Raw genomic sequence first — 15,558 nt, 5'->3', positions numbered from 1 at the left:
CAAAAGCGGCGCCGGTCGAATATGAGCACCTCGGACGGACCTTGACACGCGGGGTTGATCCGCCGAATCACCGCATGCTTCCATCAAATTCAACGCAATTTCGGCAGGACGGCCGCGAGGCGATGGAGGTGCGTTCGGGGTGCGCTCACGATCGGCTGTCTCGGTCCTGGCCGGACTCGGCGCGGTCACGCTCGTCGGCGCCATCGGCGTGCACCCGGTGCTCGCCGACGAGACCCCGACGCCGACCGCCACCGTCAGCGACACGCCGACCGACACGCCCACCACCGACACCCCCGCCACGGACCCGCCGGCGACTCAGGAACCGACCGACCCGCCGACGTCGGACCCGCCCACCGATCCGCCGACGTCCGACCCTCCGACGGACCCGCCGACGTCCGATCCGCCCACGGACCCGCCGACGTCCGACCCTCCGACGGGGGAGCCCACCGACCCGCCGACCGGGACGCCCACCGACCCCCCGACCGGGACGCCGACGACCCCGCCGACGACCCAGCCGGGCAAGCCGAAGACGCCCGTGCTGTCGCTCGCGCTGACGGTGTCGGAGGCGACGATGCGCCCCGGGGGCTCGATCACCGCGACCGTGCGGGTGGCGTCGGCGAACGCGACCGCGACCGGCACCGTGCTGAAGATGTCGGCCTCCGGCGCGACGGTCAGCCCCGGGACGCAGAACCTCGGCAGCGTGGGCGCCGGCGGGGCCGCCGCGATCGCGACCGTGCGGGCGCCGTCCAACGCGAAACCCGGCGTGATCACCGTGCGCGCGGCCGTGTCGGCGGCCAAGGCCAGGAGCGTGTCCCGCAGCTACAAGCTGATCATCACGTCGCCGTCCGGCGCGCTGCCGCCGGGGATCAGCCCGACCCGGTTCCCGACCGGCGTCCCGGCGCTGACGCCGCCCGCCTTCGACCCGCTCGCCGACATGAAGGGCCCGCAGGTGGCGCTGCCGCCGATCGCGCCCGCGACCCCGCAGATCGCGCCCGCCTCCGGGCCCCTCGTCCCGGTGTCGAACCTGAGCAGGCTCCCCGCCGAGCCGTTCACCATCGCGGAGATGGCCGCGCTCCAGGCGGGTTTCCTCGCCGCGCTCGGCGCCGCGGTGACGCTGCTGCTGCTCCGGCTGCGGCTGATCCGCCGCACCGAGGCCCGCATGCAGCGGGTCACGCGCCGGCGGCTGCGCGCCGCCCGCACGCGGCTCGCGGGCAAGCGCCCGACCGCGGCGCGGCTCCGCACCCTGCCGCCGCAGCCCGCGCGCGTGCGCCCGCCGCGACCGCTGCAGCCCGTCCCGCCGATCCGGCTGTACGTCACGCAGGTCCGCACGGCCCGCCCCTGAGCCCGGCCCACTCCGGGTGGCCGCCGGGCCAGGCGCTCAGCAGCCGGCAACTGCCGTGGCCCGCCGGGTGGAAGGTCGCACCGGGCGCTGCGCTCAGCGGGCGAGGCGGATGAGGATGCGGCAGACCTCGTCGATGATCTCGGCGGCCTCGGTCTCGTCCTCGGCTGTGGCGATCTCGCGTCCGGCCTCGCCGATGACCGTGGTGAGCACCAGGCTCAGCACCTTCTCGGGACGTCCCGCGGGCTCGCCGGGCCCGGCGCCGCGCAGCAGCTTGGTGTTCTGCGCGATCCAGTGCTGGGCGCGGCTGCGGCGCATCAGCGACGACCCGGACGGGCCCTCGCCGCCGAGGAACAGCCGGGCCGCCTCCCGGCGCTCCCAGCACACCCGCAGGTACGCGCGCGCACCGGCGGTGAACAGCGCGATCGGGTCGGACTCGCCGTCCTTGCGGGCGGCGGACACGGCCTGTGCGGCGCTCGCCTCCTGCTCGGCGGACAGCTCCTCCCACAGCGCCACGTACAGCCCGGCCTTGCCGCCGTAGTGGTGGTAGAGGCTGCCGACGCTGATCCCGGACCGCTCCACGATCTCGGCGATGCCCGCGTCGGCGTAGCCGCGGTCGGCGAAGACCTGCTGCGCCGCGCTCAGCAGCGCCTGCCGGGTGGCGTCGGCGCGGGCCCACTGCCGCCCGCCGCCCCCGTCGCCGTTCTGCTGCCGCGTCCTGCTAGTCCGCATCCCCCCATGCTCCCACCGACCTTGTTGATCTGCGGCGTGTTGTTGTTATGGGGGCGTCCATAACAACAACACGCCGCAGATCAACGGAAGGTGTAGCGGGCGGGGACGTCGCGGTGCTCGGAGGCGGGGGTTAGTACCAGTTGTGGGCCTGCCACCAGGACCAGGCGCCGCACGGGTCCTTGTAGCGGGCCTTGATGTAGCCGAGGCCCCACGCGATCTGGGTGGGGGAGCTGGTACGCCAGTCGGCGCCCGCGCTCGCCAGCTTCGAGCCGGGCAGCGCCTGCGGGATGCCGTAGGCGCCGCTGGACGGGTTCTCGGCCCGCTCGTTCCAGCCGCTCTCGTGGTTCCACAGCGTCAGCAGCGACGGCCAGCAGCGGCCCCAGCCCTTGAGGGCGTTCATCTTCTTGCCGTACGCCTTGTTCTGCGCGGCACTCGGGTTGGAGTTGGCGAGCCGCTTGCGCTCGCGCTCGCGCTCCTGCTCGGCCTTCAGCTTCGCCCGCGCCGCCGCGTCCCGCTTCGCCTTCTCCCTGAGCCGCTTCATCTCGGCCTGGTGCTCCTTGTAGGCGCGCTCCTTGGCCTGGGCGACCGCGTTGGCGGTGACCTTGTCTATGTCGGACGCCGAGGTCAGCTTCGCGAGCATGTCGTTCGTCGACAGCCCCGCGGCGGCGGCCTTCGGCGGCTTGGTGTCGTCGCCGGTGAACGCGTCCAGGTCGACCAGCGTCACTCCGGTGCCGATGATCGCGATGGCGGCGACGGTGATGGTCACGTTGCTGGTGAGGACGCGCCGGACGCGCCGCTTCTTCTCCGGCGGCAGCGGCGGCATCCCGTCGAACCGGTCGTCGTCGTACGGGCCGCGGGGACCGCCGGGGCCGCGCGAGTCGGGCGCCTCACGCGGGGCGGGGACGGGGGCGGAGCGGGCACGCCGGCCGCCGCCGGAGGGACGTCTGCGAGTGCCGTGACTCTGTGGCATAGGAGAAGACTGCCTTATCGCCCGGGATTCATGTCGTCGGAGTGAAGGTACGCGGGCCGCATGGTACGCGGTTCAGTCCGCGCGCTGCACCGGCTCCACGTCGCCGGCCGCGAGGCGCGCCGGCTGCAGCGCCTCGAACAGCTCCCGGTGCATGCCCCCGAACGGGGCGAACGCGCTGCCCGGCGCCTCCAGCGCGGCGCCGACCTCGTTGACCCGCTGCCGCCCGTCCGGGGTGATCTCGACGAGGGTCGCGCGCCGGTCGCGCGGATGGCGGGTGCGGCCGACGAGCCCCGCCGCCTCCAGCTGGTCGACGGTCAGCTTCACGGTCGTCGGATGCATCATCAGGAACCGGCCGAGCGTGCTCAGCCGCGCGCTGCCGCGCGTGGTGAGGGCCAGCGCGGTCAGCAGGAAGTAGCCGGTGCGGGTGAGGTCCAGCCGCTTCAGCTCGTCGTCGAGCGCCTTCTTCAGCAGCTGGTGCAGCCGCGCGACCGAGCAGATCGCCATGAAGGGCCACGGCTCGCCCTGGAGCCCGTGCGCGTCCCAGCGGTCGCGCACGCCCATGACCAGCGGGTCGGCTCCGCCGCCCGGGTCCGCTGCCATCTCTCGTCCCGCCTCGATCATCGTGCGGCCGATCGTAGCTTCGGACAAAAGCAGATGTAAGTACTCGCTTCTTAGACCTTCTTCCAATAGAGTGCCTCAGATCACACGGGTGGTGCCCGAGTGCTTGCTTGGGCACCCTGGTGATCCCGGTCTCTGCCGAGACCACGGAGGCGCGCACTGGCAAGGACGTTGGCGCCGCCTATGGTCCGGCGGGATCCGGAGTATCGGATGGGCGCCGACGTCCGAGAACGAAGGAGGCTGGTATGTACCTTCACCCCGCCCCCCAGGGGGAGGTCACCGGCTGATGGCCTTGAGCTTGACCAAGGCCCCCGACCTGGCACGCAGACGCGTCGGGCGAGCGCTCGACGAGACCGGGCTGCTGTGCGTGACCCTGCTGGAAGGGCTGCGCCGCTCCTGGGACCTGCGCCAGTGGTGGGGCGAGTTCATCGAGCAGTGCTGGTTCCTGGCCCGCGTCACGGCCGTCCCGGTGATGCTCATCGCGGTGCCGCTCGGCGCCACGATCTCGCTCCAGGTGGGCGACATCGCCCGGCAGCTCGGCGCCCAGTCGGGCACCGGCGCGCTGCTCACCGCCGCGATGATCCAGCAGGTCGCGCCGCTGGCCGCCGCGCTGCTGGTGTCCGGCGTGGGCGGGTCGGCGATCACCGCCGACATGGGCGCCCGCAACATCCGCGACGAACTCGCGGCGATGGAGGTCATGGGCATCAACCCGATCCACCGCCTGGTCACCCCCAGGCTGTGGGCGGCGAGCATGGTGTCCGGGCTGCTGTGCTCGGTGGTGATCCTGGCGGGCGTCATCGGCGGCTACTACTTCAACGTCATCCAGCAGGGCGTCAGTCCGGGCGCGTTCTTCGACGGCTCGACGACCCTGCTGCAGTTCTCGGACCTGGTCATCACCCTGTTCAAGGCGTGGGTGTTCGGCTTCATCGCCGCCGCCGTCGCCTGCTACATGGGCATGAACTGCGACTACGGCCCCGTCGGCGTCGGCCGCGCGGTGAACAAGGCCGTCGTCGTCACCTCGATCGTGGTGTTCGCGACGAACTACATCCTCACCATGATCTACCAGGTCCTCTTCCCCCCGAGGTTCTGATGGTCGCCATATCCCCCGTACGCAAGCTGGGCCGGGCCTTCAAGGGCCGGACCGCCGGCCTCGCCGCCTCGGCCAACCTGCCGATCTTCCTCGGCCGGGTCCTCTACCACCTGTTCTTCGACATCATCCTGAAGCGCAAGTACGGCAAGACGCTCGCCAAGCAGGTCAGCGACATCACCGTCGGCGTCGGCGCGCTCGTCATCGGCGGCGGCATGATCTTCGTGATCGCGACGATGTCGCTCGCCACCGGCGCGATGGTCGGCCTGCAGGGCTACCCCGGGCTGGAGCGCATCGGCGCCGAGGCGTTCACCGGCCTCGTCGCGAGCTACTCCAACGTCCGCGAGGTCACCCCGATCATCGCGGGCGTCGCGCTGGTCGCGCAGGTCGGCACCGGGTTCACCGCCGAGATCGGCGCGATGCGGATCTCCGAGGAGATCGACGCGCTGGAGGTCATGGGCATCAACTCCCTGGCCTACCTGGTCTGCACCCGCGTCGCCGCCGGCGTCATCGCGCTCGTGCCGCTGTACCTCGTGTCACTGTTCATGGCGTTCTTCGCCACCAGGTTCATCACGATCCAGTACTTCGGTCTTTCGCCCGGCATCTACGACTACTACTTTCACCTCTACCTGCCGCCGATCGACGTCTTCTACAGCGTCATCAAGGTCGCCGTGTTCGCCTTCATCATCATGTTCATCCACTGCTACCGCGGCTACTACGCGGCGGGCGGCCCGGTGGGCGTCGGTGTCGCCGCCGGCCGCGCGATCCGGGAGTCGACCATCCTGATGATCCTCATGAACCTCGTCCTGTCCTACATCTTCTGGGGACACGGCAGCACAGTGAAGCTGACCGGATGAGCGAAGAGACCCTCTCCCAGCGCTCCCGGACGGTCTTCGGGCTCGTCGGCGCCGGCGTCATCGCCGCCGCGGCGGCGTTCGTCGCGATCGGCTCGACCCCCGACCACTCCGGCTCCACGTACTACGACGCGACGTTCAGCCGGGCCGGGCAGGGCCTCGACCCGAGCAAGTCCGAGGTGAAGGTCCGCGGGATCTCCGTCGGCACCGTCGACCGCCTCGAACTCGACGACCAGGGCCGCGTCAAGGTGCGGATCCGGGTCGACAAGGGCGTCCGGGTCGCCGACACCGCCGTCGCGACCGTCGAGCCCGTCTCGGTGTTCGGCCCGAAGGACATCAGCCTCGACCTCGGCGCGCACGAGCTGAGCGGCCCGTACCTGAAGGACGGCGGGACGATCGCGAAGACGCACGACCCGGAGGACCTGTCCGACACCGCCTGGCCCGCCTACGAGCTGACCAAGGCCATCAACCCCGACGACGTCGCGACCATCCTGCACACGTTCGGCGCCGGGCTGGCCGGACAGGGCCCGGCGCTGCGCCGCACGATCGACAACGGCGCGATCGTCGTCGACGCCACCCACAAGGACCGCGCCGCCATCAACGCGCTGCTGAACGACATCAACGGACTGTCCGGCACGCTCGCGTCCCGCGGCGGCACCATCGCCGCGTTCACCGGCGACTTCAACCGGCTGTCGCAGGCGATCAACGAGCGTCCCGACAAGGTCTCCCAGCTCCTGGACCAGTCGACCAGGCTCGGCGACACGCTCGGCAGGAACCTCCAGCAGCACGGCGGCAACCTCGGGAAGATCATCGACAACGGCGGCGACGTCGTGTCGGTGTTCGACAACCAGCGCCGCAACATCCCGGTGCTGCTCGACAGCCTGAACGGGTTCTTCAACCTGCTGGCCCAGATCATCCGCATCCCCGGCCCGGAGGGCACCCTGATCGCGCAGGCGCGCGACGACCTCCCGCTGGACATCTGCCAGATCTTCATCGACGCGTGCACGACACCGCCGGCGAAGACGGCCTTCGAGATGCAGCTCCCGGGGCAGAAGAAGAAGACCGGGGGGCGCCCATGAGCCCGCGGATTCGCCGCAAGGCGGCGCGCGGACCCGACTACGCGACCACGCTGAAGTTCCTGGTCTTCGTGGCGCTGACGGGGCTGCTCACCTTCTACATCGGCCAGCAGATCCTCGGCACCAGCTTCAACGCCCGCTACAAGCTGACCGCCACCTTCGACGACGTCACCGGCCTGCTGAAGGGCGACGACGTCAAGGTCGCCGGCACGCCCGTCGGCCAGGTGGACGGCATCGAGGTGGTGCGGGGCAAGGCCGTGGTGCGGATGGCCGTCGACAAGGACGTCAAGCTGCCGTCCGACTCCACCGCCGCCATCCGCTGGCGCAACGTGATGGGGCAGCGGGTCGTCTACCTGGAGCCGGGGACGAGCCAGAAGATGCTCGGCAACGGCGACCGCGTCCCGCACACCCGGTCGGTGGTCGACCTCGGAGACGTCGTCAACGCGCTCGGCCCGCTGACGCGCAACCTCGACCCGAACCAGCTCAACAAGATCCTCTTCTCCTTCTCCCAGGCGCTGGACGGCAACGAGCAGAACATCTCGATGCTGACCGACAACCTGGACCTGCTCCTGCAGACGTTCGCGGCGCGCAAGAAGACGATCGAGGGAATGATCGACGACTACGAGACGGTGAGCGGCGCCGTCGCCACCCGCGACAAGCAGATCGCCGCGAGCATCGACAACCTGGAGTCGCTGACCAAGGTGTTCGCGAACAACCGGCGGCTGCTGGAGAACGCCATCGTCGAGATCGGCGGCGTCACCACCAACCTCAACCAGGTGCTCGGCGGCAACGACGCCCAGCTCGCCCGCATCATCGACAACCTCGGCAAGTTCGCCACCACGTTCCGGCTGAACGTCGACCAGCTGGAGAAGATGGTGCAGCAGCTCCCGCTGACGCTGCGGCAGCTGTTCTCCACCGCGAACGGCGGCCACTTCCTGCGCACCAACGCGCTCTGCCTGAACGTGATGCAGGGGCCCTGCCCGTTCCCGATGGAGCTGCCGAAGGCGCCCGGCACCGGCCAGCCGTCCAAGGACGACCTCGCCAAGCTCAAGGCGATGCTGCAAGGGGGTGGCGGCTGATGGCGCTGAAGTCCCTGCGGGACGTCAACCAGAAGCTCGTCGCGATCGTCACGGTCTCGGCGCTCGGCGCCGCCTGCGTGTTCGCGTTCGCCGTCGGGCAGCTGCACCTGTTCGAGCGCGGCTACACGATGAGCGGCGAGTTCAGCGACGCGGCCGGCCTGAAGAAGGGCCAGGACGTCCGGGTCGCCGGCGTGAAGTCCGGACGGGTCACCTCGGTGACGCCGGACTTCAAGCACGGAAAGATCATCGTGACCTGGCACGTCAACGCCGGGATCGACCTCGGGCCGAAGACTCGGGCGGAGATCCAGACGACGACGCTGCTCGGCGGCCGGTACCTGCGGCTGTCCGGCCCGGTGTCCAAGCCCTACATGTCGGACGTGCCGGAGTCGAAGCGGCGCATCCCGCTGACGCGCACCAGCGTCCCGTTCACCGTCCCCGACGCCCTCGAAGGCGCGCAGAACATCGTCGGCAAGCTCGACGAGAAGAGCATCGACAAGCTGCTCACCGAGGTCAACAAGATCAAGTCGCCGGGCGCGGAGAAGCTGAACCGGGTCCTCACCAACATCCAGGACGTCTCCCGGATGCTCAACGACTCCTACCCGCAGATCCAGAAGCTCATCGAGAGCAGCAAGACGATCACCGGGACGCTGGCGAGCAAGGACGAGCAGCTCCGCGAGATCATCAACTCCAGCCAGGTGCTGCTGCAGACGCTGGTGCGGCGCCGCAACGAGCTGGCCGCGACGATCGGGCAGGGCAACCGGACCGTCCAGACGCTGTCCAACGTCATCTCCAAGAACCAGAAGCAGCTCGACACGCTCCTGGACAACCTGCACCTGCTCACCACCCGGCTCGCGCCCAACATGGACGCGCTCAACACCGACTTCTCGCTGCTCGGGCCCACGTTCCAGCAGGTCGCCAACCTCAAGGGCAACGGCAACTGGATCGAGGGCGTGCTCACCGGGCTCGGCCCGCTCCAGCCGCCCGGCCCGATCTCCACCCGGCGCCAGGGAGGCAACTGATGGGCAGGGGGAAGGGCCTCGCCATGGCGCTCGCCCTCACCATGGCCGCGTCGGCCGGCGGCTGCTCGCTGGCCCCGTCCGGCGGCGACCGCACCATGACCGTCTTCGTTCCGAAGGCCCGCTCCTTCTACCCGGAGTCCAAGGTCAAGGTGATGGGCGCCGACGTCGGCCTCGTCGACAAGGTCGAGAACCAGGGCGACAAGGTCAAGGTCACGTTCCACATCCGCCGGGACGTCCCGCTCCCACGCGGCGTGCAGGCGTCGATCGTCCCGCTGAACCTCATCGGCGAGCGGAACCTCGTCCTGCACCCGGCGTGGAAGCCGGGGGAGGCGAAGGAGACCGCGAACGTCATCCCGATCGAGCGCACCCACGTGCCGGTCGAGGTCGACGACGCGCTCAGCTCCTTCACCAACCTCGCGAACGCGCTCGACCCGACCAAGATGCAGTCGGCGCTCGGCACCGCCGCCGACACCGTCAAGGGCAACGGCAAGGAGTTCAACGCCACGCTCGAGCAGAGCGCCCGCCTGATCGAGAACGTCGCCGGGCAGGACCAGGACCTCATCGAGGTCGCGCGGAACCTCGACCGGCTCGCCGGAGTGGTGCGCGGGCGCGAGCAGGTCCTCGGCACGATGATCCGCGACTTCGGCGAGGCGAGCCGGGTGCTCAGCTCCGAGCGCGGCGAGCTGCAGCAGCTGATCAGCGGCATCCTCGAACTCGCCAAGAACGGCGACAAGCTGATCCAGAAGTACAAGGGCAACCTGCCCTACGACCTCGCCGTCCTCACCCGGGCCGCGCTGGTCCTCAAGGGCAACGCCAAGGAGATCGCGCAGCTCCTGCACGTGCTGCCCGGCATCGGCGACGCCCTCATCGGCGGCTACAACCCGAAGAACAAGTCGCTGCAGATCCGCTTCGCCACCGACGCCTTCCTGCGGACGTGGCTCAAGGGCCTGATGAACACCGACGACGTCGGCTGCCCGCTGCCCAAGCCGAACTCCAACTGCCCCTGGGACGGAGGCAACTGATGGGCGGGAGACTCCTAGCCGTCATGGTGGCCGCGGTCCTCGCGGTCTCCGGCTGCTCCTACAAGACCGCGGGCGCGCCGAAGGGCGACCTGACCCTGACCGCCACGTTCGACGACGCCCAGGGCCTCGTCGCCGGGCACAGCGTCCAGATGTCCGACATCACGATCGGCACCGTCACCAAGGTCGAGCTCGCCGGCTACAAGGCCAAGGCGACGCTGTCCATCGAGGACGACGTCAAGATCCCCAAGGGCACCCGCGCCGAGATCAAGGTGACGTCGCTGCTCGGCGAGAACTACGTGGACCTGCAGCTGCCGCCCGGCGGCAGCATGGACCGCGGCCCGTTCCTCGCCTCCGGCGCCGCCATCACCGACACCAGCGTCCAGCCCGCGTTCGAGGACGTCGTCGGGCAGGCCGGGCCGCTGATCCAGGCCCTCGCCGGCGACGACGTCGCGACGGTCGTCAACGCCGGCGCCACCGCGCTGGACGGCAACGGGCAGAAGCTCAACAAGACGATCGCGCAGGCGAGCGACCTGCTGAAGATGTTCGCCGCCCAGCGCGTCGAGCTCGGCGAGTCCATCGACCACTTCGCGCAGCTCGGGCACTCGCTCGCCAAGGGCAGCGACGCCCTGGCCGAGGCGCCCGGCCAGCTCGAGCGCACCAGCCGGATGCTGAACGACGACAAAGACAAGATCATCAAGGCCGTCGACAAGCTCACCACCATGGCCCGCGAGCTGAACGACAAGGTGCTGGAGGGCCGCATCCAGCGGTTCCGCAAGCTGCTGAACGACCTCGACCCCGTCCTGCAGCAGCTCGGCAGCAACCGCAAGCGCCTCACCGCCGTGGTGGACGGCATCGTGGCCTTCTCCTACAAGATCCCGCTGGCCAGCTACGACGGCCAGCTGCTGCTCTACCCGATCGTCCGGGTCACCTGGCCGGACGGGCGGCCGATCTTCCCCGGCCTCAGCGAGCCGCCGAAGAAGAAGAGCACGGCCCCGGAGATCCCGAAGCAGCTCAGAGACGCTCTGCCGGACCTGGAGAAGATGCTGGAGCCGCGCGGATGAACAGGCGACTGACGATCAACCTGGCGGCCTTCGGCGTCCTCGCCGTGGTCATGCTGGTGTGGGCGTTCAACAACGTCATCCGGTTCGACTTCATCGACCGGCCGTACCACATCACGGTCGAGTTCGAGTCCTCGCCGGGCCTGCACCCGAACTTCGAGGTCGACTACCTCGGGCTGCGGATCGGCAAGATCGACTCGGTGAAGCTGGAGAAGGACAAGGTCGTCGTCCGGCTCGACATCGAGCGCGGCGTGACGATCCCGCAGGGCGTCACCGCCGCCGCGGCCCGCAAGTCGGCGGTCGGCGAGCCGGTCGTCGAGCTGACCCCCGGCGCCGGCAAGGCCGACGCCCCGGCGATGAAGCCGGGCACCGTCATCCCGGTGTCGCAGACGTCCGTCCCGCCGAAGTACGGGGACCTGTTCGGCGCGGTCATCGACTCGCTCAAGGCCATCAACCCCGAGGACGCCAAGATCCTCACCCACGAGCTGGCCGAGGGCTGGTCGGGACGCGAGGAGTCGCTCCGCCAGATCATCAACGGCGGCGACGACCTGACCAAGACGTTCGCGGAGAACACCGAGCTGCTCGACGGGCTGACCAAGGACCTCGGCCGGATCACCACCGTGCTGAACCGCAACCGCGGCTCGCTCGGCGCCGGCATCGACAACCTGGCCGCGCTCACCGCCGCGCTCAGCCAGGTCCGCGGGCAGATCGCCGAGCTGCGCGACCGCGGCCCGGACCTGCTGTCCACCGTCAACGGGCTGCTCGACAAGACCGAGGGCGACTTCGGCTGCACCGTCGACATGCTCGGCAACTGGGGCGTCGGCACCTACAACCCCCGCTACCTGTACGACCTGAACAAGACGCTGGGGCGGGCGCCGCAGCTGAAGAACGTCCTCGACAACGTGATCGGGATGGACCAGGGCAAGCCCGTCCTGAACGTCGTCTTCCAGGTCACACTGAACGCGCCCGCGACGCTGGAGTACAAGTACCCGCTCGGGCAGCCGGCCGTGAACAAGGTGCCCACCTGCCCCGGCGGGCGGATGCCGGCGGTGACGAAGCAGAAGCCCTACAAGGCCAAGAACCCGGGCGAGACGATCCCGACGCACGACCCCGCGCTGGACCAGAAGAACGTGCAGGCGAAGAAGGCCGCGAACAACGAGGACTCTTCCGGCGGCCCGCCGCTGTGGCTAGTGTACGTTCCCCCGGTCATCGCCCTGCTGGTGCTGATCAGGGTCATGATGGGCTCGGTGCCCGTGGTGTCCCGCCTGAGCCGGCTGCGCCGGCGGAAGGACTGAGCCGGTGACGTGCTGAGCCGGCCGCGCCGGAGCAAGGACTGACCCAATCCCCGAGGAGTTGCCCAAGTGACAGCCAAGACCGGCAAGACCGGCAAGGACGAGGTCGACGAGGTCGAGGCGGTCCCGGCCGAGGAGCAGGCGGAGACCGAGGAGGCGGCGGCCGGCGGTGAGGCCGCGGAGGCCGCCGTGGAGGCCGCCGCGGCTCCGGCGCGGCCCGCCGCCAAGCGCAAGCGCCGCGTGCGGGTCATCGAGGTCATCGACGACGAGGACCTGGACGAGGTGCTGGAGGCACTCGACGCCGAGGACGCGGCGGAGGCCGAGGCGGAGGCTCCGGCCGAGCCCGCCGCCAAGGCCGCTCCCACGTCGGCCGTCAAGCCGGCCGCCGAGTCCGCCGCGAAGCCGGCGGTGAAGCCGGCGGTGAAGACCGTCAAGCCGCGTCCGGCCGCCCTCGAACCCCCGGAGAGGGCCGAGGAGAAGGAGCCGGCGCGCGCGGACGCCTTCAGCCTGCCCCTCGTGCCGACGGTGGTGCTGGCCGTCCTGATCGTGGTGCTGGGCGGTTTGGCGATCTGGCAGGGGACGAGCGCCCACTCGATGTCGTCCAAGCAGGACGAGCGGGAGGCCATCGGCAAGGTCGCCGCCGCGTACGGCGACGTCGCGTACAACTACAACGCCACGAACTACCAGACGCAGACCGACAAGGCCGTGAAGCTGCTCGCCGGCGACATGCTCGACGACTACAAGAAGAACACGGTGCCGACCGTGGCCAGCGCCTTCCAGGCCGACGCGCAGGTGGCGCTGTCCTCCAAGAGCAACCAGGTCTTCGTCGGCAGCGTCAACGGCAAGTTCGCCACGGCGGTGCTCATGATGGACATGTCGCTGAAGACCAAGAGCGGGGCGATCAACCAGCCCGCGACGCTGCTGCGGCTGTCCCTCAGCAAGATCGACGGGGACTGGAAGATCACCCAGCAGTACCCGTCCGGCATCAACGACCAGAACCGGAACCAGCAGCAGGGCCAGATCCCGGGCGTGCCGAGCGGCGGCGCGTCCACGTCTCCGTCGCCGAAGGCGGAGAAGAGCGAGAAGCCGAAGAACTGACGTTCGCCGGCAGGGGCCGCCCCGCACGGAAGCGTGCGGGGCGGTCGCACGTTATGCGTACGACGACGGGGCGGCGGGACGAAGGCGGGGGACCATGGCGACGGTGACGGAGCAGGACGGGCAGGGCGCGATCGTCGCCGACGATGTCGTCCACGAGTTCGGCGCGCTGCTCGGGGCGGCGTCGGCGCTGGAGCGGATCGCGGGCCGGGAGTTGGAGCGCCGCTGCGGCATCCGGCACGCGGTCTTCGAGGTGCTGCTGCGGCTGTCCGGCGCGGGCGCCGAGTGCCCGCGCTCGATGGGCGGCCTGGCCGGCGAGCTGATCCTGACCAGCGGCGGCATGACCCGCATCATCGACCGGATGGAGGAGGCCGGCCTCGTCCGCCGCGAACCGGCCCCCGGCGACCGGCGCCGGCAGATGGTCGACCTCACCCCGGCGGGCCGCGCGAAGCTGGACGAGGCCCTGCGCGTCCACGCCGAGACGCTCCGCGAGCACTTCGCGGGCCCCCTCAGCGAGGAGCAGCACCGCGCCCTAGTGGACGCCCTGCGCACCCTCCGCGCCACGGCCCGCGAAGAACTAGGCGACCTCCGCTAGCGCGGCGCCCACGAACGTAGACCGGCCCGCCACATCGTTGACCTGCGGCGTGTTGTTGTTATTCCGCCTCTCATAACAACAACACGCCGCAGGTCAACGCATCTGGGGGAGCTTGGGGCGGTGCGTTAGCGGGAGTAGTGCTCGACCACCAGCTGCTCGTCGCAGGTCACCGGGATCTCCGTGCGCTCGGGGAGCCGGGTGAGCCGCGCGGCCAGCGCCTCGTGCCGGACGTCCAGGTAGGGCGGGACGTTCTCGGCGTGGCCGCCGGCGGCGGCGATCTGGAATGCGTCCATGGCGCGGCTGCGCTCGGCGACCGTGATGACGTCGCCGGGGCGGAGCCGGTAGGACGGCCGGTCGACGCGGCGCCCGTTCACCAGCACGTGCCGGTGCACGACGAACTGCCGCGCCTGGTAGATGGTGCGGGCGAACCCGGCGCGCAGGACCAGCGCGTCCAGCCGGCACTCCAGGTCGGTGAGGAGCGCGTCGCCGGTCTTGCCCTCGGCCTTGGCGGCCTTGGCGAAGGCGTTGCGAAGCTGCGCCTCGCGGATGTTGTACTGCGCGCGGAGCCGCTGCTTCTCCCGCAGCCGCACCTTGTAGTCGCTCTCCTGCTTGCGTGCGCGCCCGTGCACGCCGGGCGGATAGGGCCGGGCCTCGAAGTACTTCACGGCCTTCGGCGTCAGCGGCACGCCGAGCGCCCGCGACAACCGCACTTTCGGACGGGGGTTGTTCATCACTCTCCTTAGTGGTTAGGTGAACCTAAGTTAGGTAAGCCTAACCTGATACGTCAAGGAGGCAGCGGTGCGGCGAGCGGAGACGACGGCGGAGACGACTGCGGAGGGACCGGCGCCGGCGGAGCGGGCGCGGACGCTGGCCTACGGCATGGCGGGCGGCGTCCTCGCCGCGCCCTGCGTTCCGGACGCGCACGTCCCCGCGCACACCACCGACCGGGGCGGCCGTCCGCTGCTGCTCGTGCCGTCCGCCGCGCCGGTCGTCGCCGCGCTCGCCGCCGAACCGGACGACATGCCCGCCACCCTGCGGATCTGCGACGTCGCGCCGGTCGCGTTCCCCGACCGGGTGCGCGGCCGCGCCTGGCTGCACGGCTGGCTCAGCCGGGTGCCGGACGCCGAACTGCGGGGTGCGGCGCTGCGGCTGTCGCACGTCCACCCGCGTCCCGAACTGCTCGACCTCAAGGACGGGGACTGGACGGTCCTCGCCCTCGAAGTCGCGCAGGTCGAGATCGACGACGTGTGGGGGAGCGCCACCCTCGAACCCGAGGAGTACGCGGCCGCCGCACCGGACCCGTTCGTCGCGATCGAGGCCGGCGTCCTCACCCACCTGGACTCCGCGCACCGGGACGAGATGGCCGCGCTGCTGCCCGACTCCGTCCCGTCCGGGCCCGTCCGGCCGCTCGCGCTCGACCGGTACGGGATCTGGGTACGCTGCTCACCGCCGGCCCACCCGTCGCCGTTCGACGTGCGGCTCGCGTTCGCCCGGCCTGTCAGTGATCTCCACGGTCTCCGCCGCGTCTACCGGACGCTGTTCGCCCGCGCGGCCCGGGGCTGACCCGTAGGTACGTACGGCCCCGCACCCGGACCCGCGCCGCGAGATGGCGGTGATCTCCCGGATGGCGGCGCGGGGGTCCGCCGGGTGATGCTCGGAACTCCGGTCGAGGGATGCCGAAACGGCGCCTTTGTCCGGGACGATCCCGATCGCCGGTCGGTC

At 70.5% G+C, this 15,558-nt stretch carries 16 protein-coding genes; 12 read left to right on the top strand and 4 right to left on the bottom strand.

Annotated features, from left to right (window positions below):
* The first annotated feature begins 139 nt into the window (after window positions 1-139).
* Window positions 140-1,342: a hypothetical protein gene (locus ABFX46_RS01830; protein WP_346039573.1), complete on the top strand. Its 1,203-nt coding sequence runs from the start codon at window positions 140-142 to the stop codon at window positions 1,340-1,342.
* A 93-nt stretch (window positions 1,343-1,435) separates the two neighbouring features.
* Here ABFX46_RS01830 and ABFX46_RS01825 read toward each other — a convergent pair whose 3' ends face one another.
* The 3 genes from ABFX46_RS01825 to ABFX46_RS01815 form a co-directional block, all read right to left on the bottom strand.
* Entirely contained in the window at window positions 1,436-2,071 is a 636-nt protein-coding gene (locus tag ABFX46_RS01825; RefSeq protein ID WP_346039572.1) for a TetR/AcrR family transcriptional regulator, read from the bottom strand.
* A 130-nt stretch (window positions 2,072-2,201) separates the two neighbouring features.
* Window positions 2,202-3,041, bottom strand: a complete 840-nt coding sequence (locus ABFX46_RS01820; RefSeq protein WP_346039571.1) for an aggregation-promoting factor C-terminal-like domain-containing protein — start codon at window positions 3,039-3,041, stop codon at window positions 2,202-2,204.
* Between the two features lie 72 nt (window positions 3,042-3,113).
* A complete protein-coding gene (locus ABFX46_RS01815; RefSeq protein ID WP_346039570.1) occupies window positions 3,114-3,641 on the bottom strand; it encodes a MarR family winged helix-turn-helix transcriptional regulator in 528 nt (175 codons plus the stop codon).
* 304 nt (window positions 3,642-3,945) lie between these two features.
* Between ABFX46_RS01815 and ABFX46_RS01810 the strand changes: the two genes are divergently transcribed.
* From ABFX46_RS01810 to ABFX46_RS01765, 10 genes are all read left to right on the top strand, one after another.
* The gene (locus ABFX46_RS01810) at window positions 3,946-4,749 is read left to right on the top strand and encodes an MlaE family ABC transporter permease (protein WP_131939619.1); all 804 of its coding nucleotides are present in this window, start codon (window positions 3,946-3,948) and stop codon (window positions 4,747-4,749) included.
* Window positions 4,749-5,603: an ABC transporter permease gene (locus ABFX46_RS01805; protein WP_131939620.1), complete on the top strand. Its 855-nt coding sequence runs from the start codon at window positions 4,749-4,751 to the stop codon at window positions 5,601-5,603. Before ABFX46_RS01810 ends, ABFX46_RS01805 begins: the two co-directional genes overlap by 1 nt.
* Window positions 5,600-6,679 (top strand): MlaD family protein, encoded by a 1,080-nt coding sequence (locus tag ABFX46_RS01800; RefSeq protein WP_346039569.1) that lies wholly within the window; start codon window positions 5,600-5,602, stop codon window positions 6,677-6,679. The genes ABFX46_RS01805 and ABFX46_RS01800 overlap by 4 nt, the downstream gene beginning before the upstream one ends.
* Window positions 6,676-7,755: an MCE family protein gene (locus ABFX46_RS01795; protein ID WP_346039568.1), complete on the top strand. Its 1,080-nt coding sequence runs from the start codon at window positions 6,676-6,678 to the stop codon at window positions 7,753-7,755. Before ABFX46_RS01800 ends, ABFX46_RS01795 begins: the two co-directional genes overlap by 4 nt.
* On the top strand, window positions 7,755-8,774 hold the full coding sequence (locus ABFX46_RS01790) for an MCE family protein (protein WP_346039567.1): 1,020 nt from the start codon (window positions 7,755-7,757) through the stop codon (window positions 8,772-8,774). The genes ABFX46_RS01795 and ABFX46_RS01790 overlap by 1 nt, the downstream gene beginning before the upstream one ends.
* Window positions 8,774-9,796 carry an MCE family protein gene (locus ABFX46_RS01785; protein ID WP_346039566.1) on the top strand — a complete coding sequence of 341 codons (1,023 nt, stop codon included), beginning with the start codon at window positions 8,774-8,776 and terminating at the stop codon, window positions 9,794-9,796. Before ABFX46_RS01790 ends, ABFX46_RS01785 begins: the two co-directional genes overlap by 1 nt.
* Window positions 9,796-10,857, top strand: a complete 1,062-nt coding sequence (locus ABFX46_RS01780) for an MlaD family protein (RefSeq protein WP_346039565.1) — start codon at window positions 9,796-9,798, stop codon at window positions 10,855-10,857. Before ABFX46_RS01785 ends, ABFX46_RS01780 begins: the two co-directional genes overlap by 1 nt.
* Window positions 10,854-12,149: an MCE family protein gene (locus tag ABFX46_RS01775; protein ID WP_346039564.1), complete on the top strand. Its 1,296-nt coding sequence runs from the start codon at window positions 10,854-10,856 to the stop codon at window positions 12,147-12,149. The genes ABFX46_RS01780 and ABFX46_RS01775 overlap by 4 nt, the downstream gene beginning before the upstream one ends.
* Window positions 12,150-12,215: 66 nt before the next feature.
* A complete protein-coding gene (locus ABFX46_RS01770) occupies window positions 12,216-13,244 on the top strand; it encodes a hypothetical protein (protein ID WP_346039563.1) in 1,029 nt (342 codons plus the stop codon).
* A 94-nt stretch (window positions 13,245-13,338) separates the two neighbouring features.
* Window positions 13,339-13,836 (top strand): MarR family winged helix-turn-helix transcriptional regulator, encoded by a 498-nt coding sequence (locus ABFX46_RS01765; RefSeq protein WP_346039562.1) that lies wholly within the window; start codon window positions 13,339-13,341, stop codon window positions 13,834-13,836.
* Between the two features lie 125 nt (window positions 13,837-13,961).
* Here ABFX46_RS01765 and rpsD read toward each other — a convergent pair whose 3' ends face one another.
* Window positions 13,962-14,567 carry a 30S ribosomal protein S4 gene (rpsD, locus tag ABFX46_RS01760; protein WP_346039561.1) on the bottom strand — a complete coding sequence of 202 codons (606 nt, stop codon included), beginning with the start codon at window positions 14,565-14,567 and terminating at the stop codon, window positions 13,962-13,964.
* A gap of 67 nt (window positions 14,568-14,634) precedes the next feature.
* Between rpsD and ABFX46_RS01755 the strand changes: the two genes are divergently transcribed.
* Window positions 14,635-15,399 carry a DUF2470 domain-containing protein gene (locus ABFX46_RS01755; protein WP_346039560.1) on the top strand — a complete coding sequence of 255 codons (765 nt, stop codon included), beginning with the start codon at window positions 14,635-14,637 and terminating at the stop codon, window positions 15,397-15,399.
* Window positions 15,400-15,558 lie beyond the last annotated feature (159 nt).

The organism is Actinomadura chokoriensis, assembly GCF_039529475.1.
Classification (GTDB): domain Bacteria; phylum Actinomycetota; class Actinomycetes; order Streptosporangiales; family Streptosporangiaceae; genus Spirillospora; species Spirillospora bangladeshensis.
This window is presented reverse-complemented; position numbering and strand designations above follow the sequence as displayed.

Excerpts from the sequence above, each read along its gene's own strand:
- ABFX46_RS01780 (WP_346039565.1), top strand. The coding sequence starts at position 9,796 with ATGGGCGGGAGACTCCTAGCCGTCATGGTGGCCGCGGTCCTCGCGGTC.
- rpsD (WP_346039561.1), bottom strand. The coding sequence starts at position 14,567 with ATGAACAACCCCCGTCCGAAAGTGCGGTTGTCGCGGGCGCTCGGCGTG.
- ABFX46_RS01775 (WP_346039564.1), top strand. The coding sequence starts at position 10,854 with ATGAACAGGCGACTGACGATCAACCTGGCGGCCTTCGGCGTCCTCGCC.
- ABFX46_RS01825 (WP_346039572.1), bottom strand. The coding sequence starts at position 2,071 with ATGCGGACTAGCAGGACGCGGCAGCAGAACGGCGACGGGGGCGGCGGG.
- ABFX46_RS01815 (WP_346039570.1), bottom strand. The coding sequence starts at position 3,641 with ATGGCAGCGGACCCGGGCGGCGGAGCCGACCCGCTGGTCATGGGCGTG.
- ABFX46_RS01800 (WP_346039569.1), top strand. The coding sequence starts at position 5,600 with ATGAGCGAAGAGACCCTCTCCCAGCGCTCCCGGACGGTCTTCGGGCTC.
- ABFX46_RS01820 (WP_346039571.1), bottom strand. The coding sequence starts at position 3,041 with ATGCCACAGAGTCACGGCACTCGCAGACGTCCCTCCGGCGGCGGCCGG.
- ABFX46_RS01795 (WP_346039568.1), top strand. The coding sequence starts at position 6,676 with ATGAGCCCGCGGATTCGCCGCAAGGCGGCGCGCGGACCCGACTACGCG.
- ABFX46_RS01785 (WP_346039566.1), top strand. The coding sequence starts at position 8,774 with ATGGGCAGGGGGAAGGGCCTCGCCATGGCGCTCGCCCTCACCATGGCC.
- ABFX46_RS01805 (WP_131939620.1), top strand. The coding sequence starts at position 4,749 with ATGGTCGCCATATCCCCCGTACGCAAGCTGGGCCGGGCCTTCAAGGGC.
- ABFX46_RS01765 (WP_346039562.1), top strand. The coding sequence starts at position 13,339 with ATGGCGACGGTGACGGAGCAGGACGGGCAGGGCGCGATCGTCGCCGAC.
- ABFX46_RS01790 (WP_346039567.1), top strand. The coding sequence starts at position 7,755 with ATGGCGCTGAAGTCCCTGCGGGACGTCAACCAGAAGCTCGTCGCGATC.
- ABFX46_RS01810 (WP_131939619.1), top strand. The coding sequence starts at position 3,946 with ATGGCCTTGAGCTTGACCAAGGCCCCCGACCTGGCACGCAGACGCGTC.